This is a genomic window from Pseudooceanicola sp., from assembly GCF_029213205.1.
Classification (GTDB): Bacteria; Pseudomonadota; Alphaproteobacteria; order Rhodobacterales; family Rhodobacteraceae; genus Pseudooceanicola.
Genome location: NZ_JARGNH010000041.1, coordinates 1 through 16,040, shown reverse-complemented (window position 1 = coordinate 16,040; position 16,040 = coordinate 1). Strand labels below are relative to the sequence as shown.

The 16,040-nt window shown below is 65.4% G+C and carries 16 protein-coding genes and 2 pseudogenes; 12 read left to right on the top strand and 6 right to left on the bottom strand.

The window, feature by feature from the left end; translation table 11 throughout:
* Positions 1–196: 196 nt before the first annotated feature.
* Entirely contained in the window at positions 197–1,258 is a 1,062-nt protein-coding gene (locus P1U48_RS17335) for a dipeptidase (RefSeq protein WP_301070450.1), read from the bottom strand.
* A 199-nt stretch (positions 1,259–1,457) separates the two neighbouring features.
* On the opposite strand from P1U48_RS17335, the gene P1U48_RS17330 reads away from it, so the two are divergent.
* The 4 genes from P1U48_RS17330 to P1U48_RS17315 all read left to right on the top strand — a co-directional run bounded on the left by P1U48_RS17330 (position 1,458) and on the right by P1U48_RS17315 (position 5,476).
* The gene (locus P1U48_RS17330; RefSeq protein ID WP_301070448.1) at positions 1,458–1,652 is read left to right on the top strand and encodes a heavy-metal-associated domain-containing protein; all 195 of its coding nucleotides are present in this window, start codon (positions 1,458–1,460) and stop codon (positions 1,650–1,652) included.
* A 17-nt stretch (positions 1,653–1,669) separates the two neighbouring features.
* Positions 1,670–4,114, top strand: a complete 2,445-nt coding sequence (locus tag P1U48_RS17325; RefSeq protein ID WP_301070446.1) for a heavy metal translocating P-type ATPase — start codon at positions 1,670–1,672, stop codon at positions 4,112–4,114.
* Between the two features lie 7 nt (positions 4,115–4,121).
* On the top strand, positions 4,122–4,538 hold the full coding sequence (gene cueR / locus P1U48_RS17320; protein ID WP_301070445.1) for a Cu(I)-responsive transcriptional regulator: 417 nt from the start codon (positions 4,122–4,124) through the stop codon (positions 4,536–4,538).
* Between the two features lie 62 nt (positions 4,539–4,600).
* Positions 4,601–5,476, top strand: coding sequence for an NAD(P)-dependent oxidoreductase (locus tag P1U48_RS17315; protein WP_301070443.1), 876 nt, complete (start codon positions 4,601–4,603; stop codon positions 5,474–5,476).
* Between the two features lie 57 nt (positions 5,477–5,533).
* On the opposite strand, the gene P1U48_RS17310 is transcribed toward P1U48_RS17315, so the two are convergent.
* Positions 5,534–6,373, bottom strand: coding sequence for an NAD(P)-dependent oxidoreductase (locus P1U48_RS17310; protein ID WP_301070441.1), 840 nt, complete (start codon positions 6,371–6,373; stop codon positions 5,534–5,536).
* A gap of 341 nt (positions 6,374–6,714) precedes the next feature.
* On the opposite strand from P1U48_RS17310, the gene nthA reads away from it, so the two are divergent.
* The 3 genes from nthA to P1U48_RS17295 are packed head-to-tail and all read left to right on the top strand — an operon-like array spanning position 6,715 to position 8,379.
* Positions 6,715–7,338, top strand: coding sequence for a nitrile hydratase subunit alpha (nthA, locus tag P1U48_RS17305; RefSeq protein ID WP_301070439.1), 624 nt, complete (start codon positions 6,715–6,717; stop codon positions 7,336–7,338).
* Positions 7,335–8,006: a nitrile hydratase subunit beta gene (gene nthB, locus P1U48_RS17300; RefSeq protein ID WP_301070437.1), complete on the top strand. Its 672-nt coding sequence runs from the start codon at positions 7,335–7,337 to the stop codon at positions 8,004–8,006. Before nthA ends, nthB begins: the two co-directional genes overlap by 4 nt.
* A complete protein-coding gene (locus P1U48_RS17295) occupies positions 7,993–8,379 on the top strand; it encodes a nitrile hydratase accessory protein (RefSeq protein WP_301070436.1) in 387 nt (128 codons plus the stop codon). Before nthB ends, P1U48_RS17295 begins: the two co-directional genes overlap by 14 nt.
* Here P1U48_RS17295 and P1U48_RS17290 read toward each other — a convergent pair.
* A complete protein-coding gene (locus P1U48_RS17290) occupies positions 8,376–9,155 on the bottom strand; it encodes an alpha/beta fold hydrolase (protein WP_301070434.1) in 780 nt (259 codons plus the stop codon). The two genes, P1U48_RS17295 and P1U48_RS17290, sit on opposite strands and share 4 nt — an antisense overlap.
* Before the next feature lie 161 nt (positions 9,156–9,316).
* Between P1U48_RS17290 and P1U48_RS17285 the strand changes: the two genes are divergently transcribed.
* The 5 genes from P1U48_RS17285 (at position 9,317) to P1U48_RS17265 (ending at position 14,151) form a co-directional block, all read left to right on the top strand.
* The gene (locus P1U48_RS17285; RefSeq protein ID WP_301070433.1) at positions 9,317–10,489 is read left to right on the top strand and encodes an acyl-CoA dehydrogenase family protein; all 1,173 of its coding nucleotides are present in this window, start codon (positions 9,317–9,319) and stop codon (positions 10,487–10,489) included.
* Between the two features lie 3 nt (positions 10,490–10,492).
* A complete protein-coding gene (locus P1U48_RS17280) occupies positions 10,493–11,569 on the top strand; it encodes an acyl-CoA dehydrogenase (RefSeq protein WP_301070432.1) in 1,077 nt (358 codons plus the stop codon).
* Between the two features lie 21 nt (positions 11,570–11,590).
* The gene (locus tag P1U48_RS17275) at positions 11,591–12,379 is read left to right on the top strand and encodes an SDR family NAD(P)-dependent oxidoreductase (RefSeq protein ID WP_301070430.1); all 789 of its coding nucleotides are present in this window, start codon (positions 11,591–11,593) and stop codon (positions 12,377–12,379) included.
* Positions 12,380–12,616: 237 nt separating this feature from the next.
* Complete coding sequence (locus tag P1U48_RS17270) at positions 12,617–13,423, top strand: helix-turn-helix domain-containing protein (protein WP_301070428.1); 807 nt, start codon at positions 12,617–12,619, stop codon at positions 13,421–13,423.
* A gap of 80 nt (positions 13,424–13,503) precedes the next feature.
* On the top strand, positions 13,504–14,151 hold the full coding sequence (locus P1U48_RS17265) for a TetR/AcrR family transcriptional regulator (protein WP_301070427.1): 648 nt from the start codon (positions 13,504–13,506) through the stop codon (positions 14,149–14,151).
* A 62-nt stretch (positions 14,152–14,213) separates the two neighbouring features.
* Here P1U48_RS17265 and P1U48_RS17260 read toward each other — a convergent pair.
* The 3 genes and pseudogenes from P1U48_RS17260 to dusA form a co-directional block, all read right to left on the bottom strand.
* Positions 14,214–14,372, bottom strand: a pseudogene (locus P1U48_RS17260) (IS5/IS1182 family transposase); the annotation flags it as partial.
* Positions 14,367–14,545: pseudogene (locus tag P1U48_RS17255) on the bottom strand (IS5/IS1182 family transposase); the annotation flags it as partial. The pseudogenes P1U48_RS17255 and P1U48_RS17260, both read right to left, overlap by 6 nt.
* 79 nt (positions 14,546–14,624) lie before the next feature.
* Positions 14,625–15,647 (bottom strand): tRNA dihydrouridine(20/20a) synthase DusA, encoded by a 1,023-nt coding sequence (gene dusA, locus P1U48_RS17250; protein ID WP_301070452.1) that lies wholly within the window; start codon positions 15,645–15,647, stop codon positions 14,625–14,627.
* Between the last annotated feature and the right edge of the window lie 393 nt (positions 15,648–16,040).

Here is a 16,040-nt window from a genome sequence, read left to right as displayed (position 1 = left end):
AATTACTTCACTGCTGCCGGATATGTCGCAGGTTAAAGGCGGGACGCTTTAGGCCACGCCCATCACCACGAATGATCTGCTTTCTAAGCGCCAGCAGCGCGTTGTTGATCGTCCTGTCCTGCATGGCCTAAGGGTGATTCAAACGGGCCGGGAAATCCACTATTCTGTTGGTGCGCTTGATACATAAGGCCGGACTTTAAGCGCCCCAGGTCTGGCGTAGAACCCGGAGCCAGTTGCCATGGGTCAGCTTGGTCATCAGTTCCGGGCCGATGCCGTGATCCGCCATCGCGGCGCGCAGCGCCGGCAGACCGGCACAATCGCCGATGTCGCGCGGCACCACCGCCCCGTCGAAATCCGAGCCAAGGCCGACCCGATCTTCACCGAGGATCGAGACAAGGTGGTCGAGATGGCGCAACAGCACATCCAGCCCGAAATCGGCCGACATCTGGCCGTCCGGGCGCAGGAAAGCCGAGGCCAGGTTGATCCCGACCATGCCATCGCTGTCAGCGATCTGCTGCAATTGCCGGTCGGTCAGGTTGCGGGCATGCGGGCAGATCGCATGGGCATTGGAATGGGTGGCCACCAGCGGCGCGTCGGACAGGGCGGCGACCTCGTCCATGCCCTTTTCATTGAGATGGCTGAGGTCGATCATGATCTTCAGCCGGTTGCATTCACCGACCAGCCGCTTGCCCGCCGCGCTCAGCCCGCCGCCGATATCGCCGGTCGAGGGGAAGCGGAATGGCACGCCTTCGGCAAAGATCGTCGGGCGCGACCAGACCGGCCCGAGCGAACGCAGACCCCGGGCGTGGAAGTCTTCGAGTTCAGCAAGGTCGGGACCAATCGCTTCGGCCCCCTCGATATGCAGGACCGCAGCCATCCTCGGCCCCGGCAGCGCGGCGGCGATTTCACCGGCCGAGCGGCAGATGGTCAGGGCGCCCGCCGCTTCGAGCTCCGCGAAGGTCTGAAAGCCGCGTTCGGCAAAGGCCAGGGCGGTGGCGTGGTCGAGCATATCCGGCAGCGGCAGGTCATAGCTGGCGCCGCCCATCGGGTTCGGACTGGCTGCGCCGGGCTTGCGGCCGGGCACGAAAATCGCAAAGAAGCCGCCGCCAAAGCCGCCTTTCTGCGCCCTCGGCAGGTCGATATGGCCCGCGTCATAGCCGGTCACGATGTCCTGAACACTGGCCCGGTCCAGCAGGATTTTCAGCACCATGTCATTGTGCCCATCGAAAAAGACCGGTGTCGTTGCGCTGTTCATCATTCATTTCTCCGCTGTCTGCCGCCCCGTTGGGCGACAGGCAGAGACTGCGCCGAAATCCGAAGCAATGGCAAGCTGGCCGCCCGCCTGCCCGACCTCGCACAGATCTTGCGAACGCCCCTTGACCTTCCATCTACTGGAATCCTTATGTGGGACAGGCGTCGCCCTGAATGCGGCGCCAAACAGCAGAGGCGATGCCATGATGACCCGTTTCCACCTGCCTGATATGAGCTGCGCACATTGCGAGAAAACCCTGCGCGCCGCCCTCGACAAGGCGTTGCCCGGTGCCGCTGTCGAGGTTGATCTGGCGGCGCATCTGCTGAGCGTGGCAGGTGACGCCGCAATCGCCGAGGCGGCGATCCGCGACGCGGGCTATACGCCAGAACGCCAAGCTTAGGCCAAAGAGGTGCTGCGATGCGCAATCTAACGATCCCGGTGACGGGCATGTCCTGTGCGGCTTGTGCCGGGCGGGTGGAAAAAGCGCTCTCGGCCCTGCCCGGGGTCAGCGAGGCGCGGGTGAACCTGACGGCGGAAACCGCGCGGGTGGCCTATGAGGCGCCCGCCAATGCCGCCGATCTGAGCGCGACCTTGCAGGCGGCGGGCTATCCCGCGCGCCAGGCCGAGGCGCGGCTGGAGATCGAGGGGATGACCTGCGCCTCTTGCGTCGGGCGGGTGGAAAAGGCGTTGCTGGCCCAGCAAGGGGTGATCGAGGCGCGGGTGAACCTGGCCTCGGAAAGCGCTGTCGTCAATTTTGTCGAAGGCGCGGTCAGTGCCGCCGATCTGGCCCGAGCGGCCGCTGACGCGGGCTATCCGGCCCATGTCCGCGATGCCACCGCCCCTGTCGACAGTGGTGATCGCAAGGTCGAGGAGGCCGAGGCGCTGCGCCGCAAGGCCTTGCTCGCCGCGATCCTGACCCTGCCGGTGTTTCTGGTCGAGATGGGCGGCCATCTCTATCCGCCGCTGCATCATTGGCTTGCCGCCAGCATTGGCGAACAGCCGCTGCGGCTGGCACAATTCGTGCTGACGACTCTGGTGCTGATCGGCCCGGGACGGATGTTCTATGCCAAGGGCCTGCCCGCCCTCGCCCGGGGCGCGCCGGAGATGAATTCGCTGGTGGCGATCGGCACCCTGGCCGCCTGGGGTTATTCGGTGGTCGCCACCTTTGTGCCGGCGCTGCTGCCGGTCGGCGCGCGCAATGTCTATTTCGAGGCGGCGGCGGTGATTGTGGTGCTGATCCTGGTCGGGCGCTGGTTCGAAGCCCGCGCCAAGGGACGCACCGGCGTCGCGATAAGGGCGCTGATCGGGCTGCGCCCGCGCTTTGCCCGGCTGGAACGCGACGGCACCGGTGTCGATGTGGCGATTGATGCGGTGCAATTGGGCGATGTGTTGATCCTGCGGCCCGGAGAGACGGTGCCGGTGGATGGCATCGTGGTGAGCGGTGCCAGCCATATCGACCAATCGATGCTGACCGGTGAACCGCTGCCGGTGGCGCGGCGCAGCGGCGATGCGGTGGTCGCGGGCACGGTGAATGGCGACGGCGCCCTGCGGATCCGGGCCGAAAAGGTCGGCGGCGAAACCACCCTCGCCCGGATCATCGCGATGGTCGAAGAGGCGCAGGCGACCCGGTTGCCGATCCAGTCTGTCGTCGACCGGATCACCGCCTGGTTCGTGCCGGCGGTGATGACGGCGGCGGCGCTGACCGTTCTGATCTGGCTGATCTTTGGCCCGTCGCTGACCCATGCGCTGGTGGCCGGGGTGTCGGTGCTGATCATCGCCTGCCCCTGCGCCATGGGGCTGGCAACGCCGACCTCGATCGTTGTCGGCTCTGGCCGGGCGGCGGCGCTGGGGGTGTTGTTCCGGCGCGGCGACGCGTTGCAATCGCTGCAGGGGGTCAAGGCGGTGGCGCTGGACAAGACCGGCACCCTGACCGAGGGCCATCCAGTGCTGAGCGATGTGATCGCCGCCGAGGGCCTCGAGGCTGACGACGCCCTGCGGCTGGCCGCAGCGGCCGAGTCGCAATCCGAACACCCGATTGCCAAGGCGCTGGTCGAAGGTGCCGCCGGGCGCGGCCTGAGTGCTCTGCCAGCGGTCGAGGCGATGCGTGCCGATCCCGGCTTTGGCCTGTTTGCCCGTGTCGAGGGGCGTGACCTGTTGATCGGGGCCGAGCGGCTGATGATCCGCGAAGGCATCGCCCTGGGACCGCTGGCCGCGCAAGCACAGGCGCTGGCGACCAAGGGGCGCACGCCGCTGTTCGTCGCCATTGATGGCCAGATCGCGCTGCTGATCGCGGTGGCCGATCGGGTGAAGCCGACGAGCGCGGCGGCGATTGCGGCGCTGCGCGCCCGCGGGCTGCGGGTGATCATGCTGACCGGTGACGCGGCGCCGACCGCCGAGTCGATTGCCACTGACCTCGGGATCGACGAGGTCCATGCCGAATTGCTGCCCGAGGACAAGCTGGCGCGGATCGACGCGCTCCGCGCCGCCCATGGCGCGGTGGCCTTTGTCGGTGATGGCATCAACGATGCCCCGGCGCTGGCCCGTGCCGATGTTGGCCTGGCGATTGGCACCGGCACCGATGTCGCCATCGAAAGCGCCGATGTGGTGCTGATGTCGGGCGATCTGACCGGGGTGGTGACTGCGATTGAGGTCTCGACCCGGGTGATGCGCAATATCCGGCAAAACCTGTTCTGGGCCTTCGCCTATAACATCGTGCTGATCCCGGTGGCGGCGGGCGCCCTCTATCCCGGTTTCGGGCTACAATTGTCACCGATGCTGGCGGCAGGAGCGATGGCGCTGTCCTCGCTGTTTGTCCTCGGCAATGCTCTGCGACTGCGGGCGATCCCCGCGCAACTCAGCTGAGGATGCCATGAATATCAGCGATGTCGCCGCAGGCACCGGCCTGCCCGCAAAGACCATCCGCTATTACGAGGATATCGGGCTGATCAGCCCGGCCCGGCGCGACAATGGCTATCGGGATTTTTCGGACACCGACATGCACAACCTGGCGTTTCTGGGCCGGGCCAGATCCTTGGGCTTTTCGATTGAGGAATGCCGCGCCCTGTTGGCGCTCTATGCCGATCGCGACCGCTCAAGCGCCGAGGTCCGCGCCATTGCGCAGGAGCATCTGCAGAGGATCGAGGCCAAGATCGCCGGGCTGGTGGCGATGCGTGACACCCTGGCCGGGCTGATCACCGCCTGCCATGGCGATGCCCGTCCGGATTGCCCGATCCTGGCCGATCTGGCCGCAGAACCGGTTGGCGGTGCGACCACGGATCCGGACTAGCCGGGATTGCACCCACGCCGCACCCGTGCCAGATCAGACCGGTATACCAAGGGAGGATTGGCATGGAATCGTTTGGCTTTGCAGGCCTGGGCGTGATGGGTGAACCGATCTGTCGCAATATGATCGTGAAATCTGGCGCCCCGGCGCAGGTGTTTGACCTGAACCCGGACCCGGTCGCGCGGCTGGTGAGCTATGGCGCCACCGCTGCGGACTCGATTGCGGCGATGGCGCAGAACGTCGACGTGCTGTTCCTGTCGCTGCCCGGCGGGCCGCAGGTGGACGCGGTGGCCCGTGGGCCCGGTGGTATTCTGGAAACCGGGCGCAGGGGGCTGCTGGTGGTCGACATGACCACCGCCCCGGTCGGGCTGACCCGCGAGATCGCGGCGGCGGCAAAGGCAAAGGGCATCGATTGGGTCGACGCGCCGGTGGCCCGCACCCGCGCGGCGGCGGAATCCGGCACATTGTCAATCATGGTCGGCGGCAGCGATGGCGAATTCGCCCGGCTGCGCGACATGCTGGCCCATGCCGCCAGCGAAGTCACCCATTGCGGCCCGGTGGGCTGTGGCCAGGTCGCCAAGATCCTCAACAACATGGTGCTGTTTGAAACCGTGGTGGCCTTGTCCGAGGCGCTGGCCCTGGGCAAATCCGCCGGGATCAATCCGGCGCTGCTGTTCGAGGTGCTCTCGAAAGGCTCTGCCGACAGTTTCGCGCTGCGCAATCACGGCATGAAGGCAATGTTGCCGGGTGACTTCCCGGAAGGCGCCTTTCCCACCGATTACGCGCTGAAGGATGTCAGCTATGCGCTCGATCTGGCGCGTGAGGCCGGGATCGACGCCCCCGGCGCGGCGCTGGCCGAGGCGCGGATGAAAATATCCAAAGCCGCCGGTTTCGGTGCCGAATATTTCCCGGCGCTGGCCAAGGTGACCGGAGAGAGCTGACCGGCGTTGCCGGGCGGTGGTCAGACCTCCGCCCGGGACACCCCAGCAGACCCGGCTTCAACGCCCGGTGAGGTCGCGCAGGATCTCGGCCTCGTCGCCATCGGCGCGATGGGCGTCGAACAACCGCTCGTAAAGCTGGGCAATGGCGCGATAGATGCCCTCTTCCGGCATGTCGGGGCCGATGAAATCGGCAATCTCGTGCATCTCGCTGACCCAGCGCCCGGATTTCGGCAGCATGTCGGGGACCGAGCGGGCAAAGCCCTGCGCCAGATGCGATTGCGACAGGTTCAGTTCGGCCAGCAGCTGTTCCTCGACCCCGGCGCGCGAGGCGGCCAGCATCATTGTCGCGCCCAGCGCCGCCAGCCCCTTGGTGATCCCCGCATAAGACAGTTTCAGTGCCGAGGCCTCGCCCACCCCGCCGCGCAGCGCCTCAGTGCGCAGCCCGTAGGCGCGCAACCCTGCCGCCTCGACCGCTGCCGGGCCGGAGAGGTAGAGCACCGGTTCGCGGCCACCCTCGCGCGGCGGCGGGCCGATGATGCCACCATCGGAAAACCGCAGCCCGGCACTGCCCGTGACGGCGGCGATGCGTTCGGCGCGCGCCGGGGTGATGGCGTTCAGATCGACATAGATCGCCCGACTGCCCGGATTGGCGGCGGCAACCCGCTCGGCCGTTGCCTCGGCATGTTCGGGCGAGACCACCGACAGGATCATGTCGGCGCGCCCGAGATCGCCCCAATCGGCGCCCTCCATCCCGGCCTGTGCCGCGCGTTCGCGGCTGGCGAGCGAGCGATCGGCCAAGGGCACGATGACCCGGCAACCATGGGCGGTCAGGCGGGCGCCGATCCCGGCCCCCATCATTCCGGGGGCGGTCAGGGCGATTGTCAGCTTGTTTGGCATTGGATGATCCTCCTGCATCACATCGGGCGCATCAGCACCGCGACTGTCAAGTGTCGCGGCGCCGCGACAGCGGTTTGGCCAGGTACAGTGCCAGCCAGGGCAGCACCCGGCGAAACGGCGCGGTGGATGATCCCTGCCGCGACCATCGTCGGCCTCCTGCAGGTGACGCGCGCCTCAGAGACCCCGGATCGGCGGTTCTGTGATCCCTGGAAACGACAGAATATCGCAGGCCGCGCCCGGTCCCGTGATCTGCGGCCCGCAAGACCTTGGCAATTGGCAGTGGACGGCACCGGGCGCGGTTTGCTACCGCTGAGACATCCAGAACCCCAGCGAGGCGCGAGATGCCGCACGATCATGACCACGACCACGACGGCAGTGAGCTGGACGAGATGACCGCCCGGGTGATGGCGCTGGAAACCTTGCTGACCGAAAAGGGTATCGTCGATCCGGCAGCGCTCGATGTGATCATCGAGACCTATGAGACCAAGATCGGCCCGCACAATGGCGCCACCGTGGTCGCCCGCGCCTGGAGCGATCCGGAATTTCACGACTGGCTGGCGCGCGACGCCACGGCCGCCATCGCCGCGATGGGCTTCACCGGGCGGCAGGGCGAACATATGCAGGCGGTGTTCAACAGCCCCGAATGCCACAACATGGTGGTGTGCACCCTCTGCTCTTGCTACCCGTGGTCGGTGCTGGGATTGCCGCCGGTCTGGTATAAATCCATGCCCTACCGGGCCCGGGCCGTGCGCGAACCGCGCGCGGTGCTGGCCGAATTCGGCGTCACCCTGCCGGACACGACCAAGGTCCGGGTCTGGGATTCGACCGCCGAGATGCGCTATCTGGTGGTGCCGATGCGCCCCTCGGGAACCGAGGGCTGGTCGGCAGAGGCGCTGGCCGAACTGGTCAGCCGCAACAGCATGATCGGCACCGGCCTGGCGCGGGCACCAGGGGCGGCGCAGTGAACGGGCCGCAGGATATCGGCGGGCGCCACGGCTTCGGCCCGGTGGCTCCGGCGCTGAACGCCAGCGCCTATCACCCCGGGGCGAATTGGGAGCCACGCGCTATGGCGATCACCGTCGCCGCTGGGGCGGGCGGGCATTGGACCATCGACGAAAGCCGATTCATGCGCGAAAACCGCGACCCGGCCGAGTATTACCGGCTGAGCTATTTCCAGCTCTGGCTGACCGCGCTTGCGGAATTGCTGACCGCCAAAGGCCTGGTCACCGAGGCCGAGCTGGCCGCTGGCCATGCCGGAACCGCGCCGACCACACCGCCGGGAACCTGCCTCAGCGCCAGCGCTGTGCCCGGCGTGCTGGCCCGTGGTGGCCCGGTCGACCGCGATCCGGGCGCGGCGCGCCCCGGCTTTGCGCCGGGCGATCTGGTGCGCACCCGGAACCATCAGCCCGCCGGTCACACCCGCCTGCCCGGCTATGCCCGCGACAAGGTCGGTCGGATCGAGTCGGTGCAGGGGTTCCACGCCTTCGCCGATGCCAGCGCCGAGGGCGACCGCCAGGCGGCGGATTGGCTTTATACCGTTGTTTTCGAGGCTGAGACCCTGTTTGGCGCGGCAGAAGCCACAGGCGACAGCGTTTCTGTCGATGCCTGGGAGCCCTATCTTGTCCGCGCCTGACACCCCGATCCCCGGGATCACCGGCGCAGGCGCCGAGCCGCATTTCTTTGCCCCCTGGCAGGCCAAGGCCTTTGCCCTGACCATTGCCCTGCACGAGGCCGGAACCTTCACCTGGCCCGAATGGGCGGCCGCGTTTTCAGAGCGGCTGCACAGTGATATCGCGCCGCCGACCGCCACCAGCAGCGCCGATCACGCCGAACAATACTTTACCGCATGGCTGGCAACGCTTGAGGCGCTTCTGGCGCGCCTCGCCCTGACCGACCCGGCGCAGGTTGCCGAGGCCGCGCAAATCTGGCAACGCGCTGCCCATGCGACACCGCATGGTCAACCGATCCTGTTTGAACGCGGACTGGCTGACCGTAAAGACAGCTAGAACCAGTCCGCCAGGTCTAGAAAAATCTCGGGCGTCTGCACCGGCAGGTAATGGCCGCTGTCGACCTCGCGATAGTCCGACCCGGCGATCCTTGCCTGCAGTGGCGTCACCAGCGCCGGCGGGCGCAGCGGATCTCCCTTGGCGCCGACCAGCAGCACGGGACAGGTGATCCGGGCCAGGTCATCCATCATCGCGAGCCGCGCCAGCATCCGGTAACTTTCGGCAAAGCTGCGGGGATCATTGCCCAGCCAGCGGGCGCGAAACGCAGCATACGCCGCAGCATCCGTGCGCAGGTATTCGGGATAGCTGTTCTCGATATTGTCGATCACCGCCGCCATGCCTTGATGCTCCATCCGGTCGCTCATCTCGGCGATGGCGGCGCGGCGCTCGGCCAGCACCTCGGTCACCGGTGACATCGCCAGCACCTTGCGCACCCGGGTCGGATGGGCGGCGGCAAAGGCCAGCACGGTGCCGCCGTTAAAGGCGCACCCGGCCAGGTCGACGGGCGCCGCGATCGCCAGCGCATCGAGCAGCGCCGCCAGATCAGCGACCCAATCGGACATCTCGAAGCGCCCGGTCACCTTGACCGACATGCCATAGCCGCGAATGTCGTAGCGCAGCACCCGGCGCGATTTGATCAACACCGGCATCACCGCATCCCAGCTGTGCAGACTGCCGCCCATTTCGTGCAGCAGCACCAGAACCGGGCCGTCCCCCTGCCCGGTCAATTCATAGCGGAAGGCGCCGCGTTCGGTTTCGATAAACCTCAATGTCATGGCCAATGCTCCTGCGGGTCATACCCAGTCAACCTCGCCAAAGCCGGGGCTGCCCGCAAGCGTTAACCGAACCGCAGATATGTGATGATGCGGCGGCGGCAATGGAGCAGGTCGAGGCACGGTGCCACTTTCGCGGCAACCAGAGCCAAGAGAATCTATCTATGAGCGATACTGCCGATCTGGCCGAATTCCGACAAGAGGTGAGCGATTTCGTTGCCGCAAACTGCCCTGCCGATATCCGTGCGAGGGTGGCCTCCTACCACAAGATCGGCGTCGAGGATCAACTGGCCTGGCAACGCATTCTGGCCCAGAAAGGCTGGGGAGCATCGACCTGGCCAGTCGAATGGGGTGGCACCGGATGGTCGGTGCGCCAGCGCTTTATCTTTGACGAGGTGCAAGCTGAATTCGACTGCCCGCCAGCACCGCATCAGGGGCTGCGCCATATTGGCCCGGTGCTGATCGCCTTCGGCTCACCCGAACAGCAGCAGGCGTTTCTGCCACGGATTCTGGATGGCAGCGATTTCTGGTGCCAGGGCTATTCGGAACCGAATGCCGGATCCGACCTCGCCAATCTAGGCACCAATGCGGTGCTGGATGGCGACGACTATGTCGTCAACGGCCAGAAGATCTGGACCACCCAGGCGCATGAAAGCCAGATGATGTTTGCCCTGGTGCGCACCGGACGTGGCGACAGGAAACAGCATGGCATTTCCCTGCTGCTGATCCCGATGGACAGCCCGGGGCTTGAGGTGCGACCGATCATTTCGATCGACGGCTGGCATCACCTGAACGAGGTGTTCTTTACCGATGTCCGGGTGCCGGTGGCCAATCGCGTCGGCGACGAGGGCGCGGCCTGGACCTATGCCAAATTCCTGCTTGATCGCGAACGGCTTGGCCCGGTGCATCAGGTGCCGGGCGGCGCGGTCCTGGCCCGCCGGGTGCGCGAATTGATCGAGACCGAGGTGACCGGCCCGGCACGGCAGGGCGAACGTGCGGCACTGCTGGGCCGTCTGGCGCGGGTGGATTCACGGCTGATGGGTCTGCGTCGTCTCGGCGAAGAAGCCATCGAGGCGCTGGCGGCGGATCGTCCGGTCGGGTTGTCGCCTTCGGTGATCAAGCTGGCCTTTGGCGCGCTGTTTCAGGAACTGACCGAGATCGGTGCCGAGGCCGGTGGACGACGCCAGGCGCTGGACTTTACCCCGCCGGAGCAAGGCAATCACCCGGACGAAGCCGAATGGTTACCGAATTTCCTTTATCAGCGTGCGCGCACCATTTTCGGCGGAACCAGTGAGGTGCAACGCAACCTCATCTCGCGCCGCCTGTTCGGGAACTGAGACATGCCTGCAACCGTTCCAATGTTTCCCGGCGACATCTATGACAGTGCCGCCCGTTCTGCCGCCGATATGGCTCTGAAACTGTCCCGCGATGACAGCCCGGCGGGCTGTGCCGCGCTGTTGAAAGCCGCCGATGACATGGGCTGGAACCTGGCGCTGCTGCCCGAAGACCGCGGCGGGCTGGGGCTCGGCTATGAGGGGCTGACCGCGATTGCCGAGGCCTGCGGCGCCGAAGGCGGGCCGCTGGCCCTGGCCGGAAGCGCCTGCGCGGTGCCAGAGCTTGCCGCGCTTTGCCCCGAGCCGATACGCGACCGTCTGGATGCGGCTCTGAACAGCGGCAAGGTGATGACCGCCGCGCTTGGCGCCATGGTCGAGGATCAGCTGCGCGACAACGGGCTCAGCCTGTCTGCGAGCGGCGACAGCGTGACGCTGACCGGCACACTGGCCGGGATCGACGGGGCTGTGCCGCCCGATCATCTCCTGGTGGCGCTGTCGTTTGGCGACAAGGTCGCGCTGATCGAGGTCACGAAAGAGAGTGGCGCCAGCTATCAAGTCCGCCGCCGTATGGACACCCGGCATGCGCTGGCGGTCACCTTCGCCACCCCGACCGCCTTTACCCCGCTGGCCGTGCTCGACTCTGCCGCCATCACCGAAGTCGAGGCACGCTGCGCCCTGGTCGCCGCTTCCGAGGCAATCGGCGCGGCGGGCCGGGCGCTGGACATGACCATCGCCTATCTGATCGAACGCGAACAATTCGGCGTCTCGCTCTCGTCGTTTCAGGTGCTGCGCCACAAGACCGTCGATATCTTTGTCGCCTGCACCGTGGCGCGCGGCACGGTGACCGAGGCGGTTCTGGCACTCGACTCCGGCTCTGCCAGCCTGCGCGACCTGGCCCTGGCCACCTTGGAGACCCGCGCCGCCGCCAGCCATATCGGCAAAGAGGTGGTGCAGCTGCATGGCGGTGTCGGGATGACCGATGTGCTGCCTGCGGCGAAACTGGCGCGGCGGCTGTTGATGCTGGATTACGAATACGGATCGACGGCGCGGACCCTGGCGCAACTGGCCGGGTACCCCTCTTGAAACTTATGGACAGGTGTTCTCATGGCCAACGATGTGAAACGTGAAGGCGACGGCAAAGTCGCGGTAGTAACCGGTGCCTGCCGGGGCATGGGCCTGGCGATTTCGAAAAAGCTCGGCTCGATGGGGTATCGCATCGTGATGACCGATATCCTTGCGGATGAGGTCGCCGCCGCCTCGGCGTCGATGAATGCCAACGGCTTTGACACCACGCCGCTGAAACTGGATGTCGGCAACGAAGAGGATCGCTCCTCCTTCCGCCAGCGGCTGGGCGATGTCGATTTTGACCGGATCGCAGTGCTGGTCAACAACGCCGGGATCTCCCCCAAACAACCGGGCGACAAAAAGGCGGCGCGGCCGTCACAGGTCAGCCTCGATGAATGGAACTGGGTGATGGATGTGAACATCACCGGGCCCTTCCGCATGTCGCAGATCTGCCTGCCGCCGATGCGCAAGGCCGGCTGGGGCCGAATCGTCAACATCAGCTCGCGCGGTGGGCGAACCCCGGCCAATGTCGCGGGGGTGCATTATGTGGTGACCAAGACCGGCATTCTGGGCCTGACCCGCAGCTTCGCCAAAGAGGTGGCCCCTGAGGGGATCACAGTGAATTCGGTCTGTCCGGGGCGAATCACCGGAGCCATGACCGACGGCTCGCCGCCGGAATTGATCGAAAGCCTGAAGGGAAACATCCCGGTGAACCGATTTGGCGAGCCCGAGGATATTGGCGCGCTCGTCGGCTTTCTCGCCAGCCGCGACGCCGGGTTCATCACCGGTGCGATTCACGACATTAACGGTGGATCCCTGATGATCTGACGGCCCGGGGCCAGCGTTTCACGCGCCGTGATCTGGCCCCAACCCGCCGCTCATCAGCCGGTTTTTTCTATGACGTGACTCCAAAATTCGTGGCCATTCGTGTCAGGCGCTTGACTTCGTGCTCCGCATTTTTTTAACTACCGTTCAGTAAATGAAATCAACTACCATTCAGTAAATGGAAAAAGGCATCGTCGCAGGTGTATCCGGCGGCGGGGTGGTTCAGGAGGAGTGTCACCATTGTCCTATGAGATGGCAAATACCATGCCGGTTGCCCCGCAGGAGGCGCCGCCAGGATTTCGTGCAGAATTGCCCGCAGAGGTGGTAAAATCCGCCGCCCGGACAATCCAAATCCTTGAATTCTTTGATCATGTGCGCCGCGATGTCAGCATCTCGGAAATCGCCCATGCGCTGAATTATCCGCAATCCTCGACCTCGGCCTTGCTGCGCTCGATGGTGGCGATGGGCTATCTTCAACACAATCGGATCGAACGCACCTATCGGCTGACCCGGCGCACCGGGTTGCTCGGTGCCTGGATGGACCCCTCGCTGATCCGTCAGGGGGCGATCGTCAATCTGGTGCAGACCCTGGCGCGCCACGCCGGTGAAACCGTGCTGCTGACCCGGCTGAACGAGATGCGGGCGCAGGTGATCTATGTCGCCGATTTCGGACCGGAGCGGAATGTCTCGGTCGGCTGTCAGCACGATCTGGCGCGTAGCGCCGCCGGTGCGGCGTTGCTGTCGATGCAGGATGAGATGCAGATCCGGCGGATGCTGGTGCGACTGAATGCCGAACGCGCGCCCGATCAGCCGGTGGTCGACATCCCCGCAAAGCTGATCGAGATCGCCGAGGGGCGGCGCCAGGGCTCGTTTGTCGGTGCCGGTTCCGCTGCCGGTCTGGCGGCGGTGGCCGCCCAGGTGCGGCATGGAACGGCAGGCGATTCCCTGGTGCTGGTGATCGAAGGCGCCGAGACCCGCATCAAGACGCGGGCGCCGGAATTGGCCCGGATGATCCGCGCCGGTATCCTGAACCTGTCATCCATCTGAGAAGAAAGCCTTTCGCCGTCCCTATCTGGCGGTTAGTCTGGCGCGGATCACCCCGGTGATCCGCAAGCAAGGAACCTGCCATGGCGACCGATCAGACCAAAGCCAAAGCCGCCGCACGTCCGGCGCGGGCCCCTCGGGCGCCGCGCGGATCGCGCCGCGACGCCATCGCAGATGTCGCCATGGGGCTATTCGCGCGCAACGGCTTTGACCGCACCTCGATCCGCGACATTGCAGCCGCGGCAGGGCTGACCAAACCGGCGCTCTATTACCATTTCCAAGACAAGGAAGCGCTCTACGAGCATGTTCTGGTTGAGCGGATGAACAAGCTGATCAACAGCGTGCGCACCGCGATGGCGGCCAGTGACGATCCGGTGGAAAAGATCCGCGCCTTTCTCCGCGATCATTCCAGCCGGATCGACCGTGAGCGCGACCAGTGGTTGATGTCGCGGCAAGGCTTTCAATCGATTTCCGATCCCGAGCGGCGGCGGCGGGTCACCGAATTGCGCGACCGTTTCGAACGTATCCTGCGCGACCAGATCGAAACCGCGGTCGAGGCCGGGCTGCTTGACCGCAGCGCCGACTCAGCGCTGGTCGCAAGGATGCTGCTGTCTTCGGTCAATGATATTCCGCGCTGGTTGAACCCCGATGGCGGGCTGAATACGCGCGATGTGGCGCTGACCTATGTCGATATTGCCCTGCGTGGCCTCGGCATCGGGCGTCAGCCCTAACAGGGTGCCGAAACAGTCCCTTAACAGGACGGCTGTCCCCGCATCAGGGCCGTCTCTCCGGGTCATGCGGCACGCAACCGGGGTGGTCTGGTGATGTGGTTGGCGGCCATTGCCAGAGTGAACCGCGACCGGACGCGTTCGCCGCCGCGATCCATGGTCCGAGCCATGCCGCCGACGGTTTTGGCCCATCCGAACGCGTCCTCGCTCTTCTTTCGGAGCTGCGCCCGGATCAAGCGTTCCGGCGGAATCGAAACGCGCCCGAAATCGGTGTAAAGCGCCTCGAAGTCGGCATCGAGACTTGTCGGAGTTCGCGCAGTGGCTGCCGAGCCGGGCTGCGCTCCTCCAGATCAACGTAGCTGAACCGCGAGCCGCTCGTCTCATCCGTCCCGCGCATCCTCCCCCCCGTCGCTGCGGCCCAAAGGATGACTCATGTTCTCAAAGCCCTGTCGAGGCAGGGCTCGTTCAGCAACCTGTTAGGCGCTCTGCGCCGCGACATCGGCCTCGGCGGTTTCAATCCGCGCCAGCGCCGCCTCGATCAACGCCACACCGGCGCCGTCGCGATGCGCGCCCTCGGACAGCACCCGGCGCCAGCCGCGCGCACCGGGACGCCCGGCAAACAGGCCCAGCATGTGCCGGGTCACCTGTGCCAGCTTGCCACCGGCGCTGAGATGCGCCTCGATATAGGGAAACATGGCGCGGGTCACCGCAATGGGATCGGCGTCCGGGCCCGTGTCGCCAAAGATCACCCGATCCGCCGCCGCCAGCAGATCGCTGGGTGTGTGATAGGCCGCGCGGCCGATCATCACCCCATCCAGCCCCGAGGCCAGTAGATCCGCCGCCTGCGCCAGCGACGCAATGCCGCCATTGATCGACAGGTGCAAATCGGGAAACTCGGCCTTCATCCGCTGCACCAGATCGTAATCCAGCGGCGGAATATCGCGGTTTTCCTTGGGGCTGAGCCCGTCCAGCCAGGCCTTGCGCGCATGCACGATGACCCGCGCCACCCCGGCGCGCTGCATCCGGTCCAGAAAATCCGGCAGCACGATTTCCGGGTCCTGATCGTCGACCCCGATCCGGCATTTCACTGTCACCTCGACCGACGATGCCGCCTGCATCGCGGCGACACAATCGGCCACCAGCCCCGGCTGTTTCATCAGCACCGCCCCAAAGGCCCCGGATTGCACCCGGTCCGAGGGACAGCCGACATTCAGATTGATCTCGTCATAGCCCGCCTCGGCCCCAAGCCGCGCCGCCGTCGCCAGCTCGACCGGGTCCGAACCGCCCAGTTGCAGCGCGACAGGATGTTCCTCGGGCGAGAAATCGAGCAGATGCACCGCACCGCCCCGCACCAGCGCCGGTGCGGTGATCATCTCGGTATAGAGCAGGGTTTCACGGCTCAGCAGCCTGTGCAGATAGCGGCAATGCCGATCGGTCCAGTCCATCATGGGGGCAATGGACAGACGGGCAGCCGTTAAAATATCATATTTTTTACTTATTTCAATCACTTAAAGCCATCACACCTTCATCTCATTTCCGCCCATTCTGTACCAATTATGTCGGTTTCGACACTGGACTTGGCACAATGTACCAAATCAGGAGGTCGCCATGGGCTCGATCAGTACACGCAAACGAAAAAGATGGCAGCAGCAGCTACCTTGCGCGCGTGTGAGTGATGCGAGAAGGAACCTCCTATCATGAGGCAAAGACCTTTGACAGACGCCCTGCCGCAGCCGCTTGAATAACAAATGCGTGAGAAAGAGCTTGCCGAGCCTAGTGCGCTGGAGGGGTTAAGGAAATCGGTCGCACGAAAGCGCAAGTCCTCAGGACCATAGCGACCTAAAGCGTCCCGCCAAAAACCTGAATCGCGGGGATTCCCACACGCATGATTT

Excerpts from the sequence above, each read along its gene's own strand:
- P1U48_RS17275 (WP_301070430.1), top strand. The coding sequence starts at position 11,591 with ATGGCCAACGATGTGAAACGTGAAGGCGACGGCAAAGTCGCGGTAGTA.
- P1U48_RS17310 (WP_301070441.1), bottom strand. The coding sequence starts at position 6,373 with ATGCCAAACAAGCTGACAATCGCCCTGACCGCCCCCGGAATGATGGGG.
- P1U48_RS17330 (WP_301070448.1), top strand. The coding sequence starts at position 1,458 with ATGACCCGTTTCCACCTGCCTGATATGAGCTGCGCACATTGCGAGAAA.
- nthA (WP_301070439.1), top strand. The coding sequence starts at position 6,715 with ATGCCGCACGATCATGACCACGACCACGACGGCAGTGAGCTGGACGAG.
- P1U48_RS17285 (WP_301070433.1), top strand. The coding sequence starts at position 9,317 with ATGAGCGATACTGCCGATCTGGCCGAATTCCGACAAGAGGTGAGCGAT.
- P1U48_RS17290 (WP_301070434.1), bottom strand. The coding sequence starts at position 9,155 with ATGACATTGAGGTTTATCGAAACCGAACGCGGCGCCTTCCGCTATGAA.
- P1U48_RS17280 (WP_301070432.1), top strand. The coding sequence starts at position 10,493 with ATGCCTGCAACCGTTCCAATGTTTCCCGGCGACATCTATGACAGTGCC.
- P1U48_RS17265 (WP_301070427.1), top strand. The coding sequence starts at position 13,504 with ATGGCGACCGATCAGACCAAAGCCAAAGCCGCCGCACGTCCGGCGCGG.
- P1U48_RS17325 (WP_301070446.1), top strand. The coding sequence starts at position 1,670 with ATGCGCAATCTAACGATCCCGGTGACGGGCATGTCCTGTGCGGCTTGT.
- P1U48_RS17335 (WP_301070450.1), bottom strand. The coding sequence starts at position 1,258 with ATGATGAACAGCGCAACGACACCGGTCTTTTTCGATGGGCACAATGAC.
- cueR (WP_301070445.1), top strand. The coding sequence starts at position 4,122 with ATGAATATCAGCGATGTCGCCGCAGGCACCGGCCTGCCCGCAAAGACC.
- P1U48_RS17315 (WP_301070443.1), top strand. The coding sequence starts at position 4,601 with ATGGAATCGTTTGGCTTTGCAGGCCTGGGCGTGATGGGTGAACCGATC.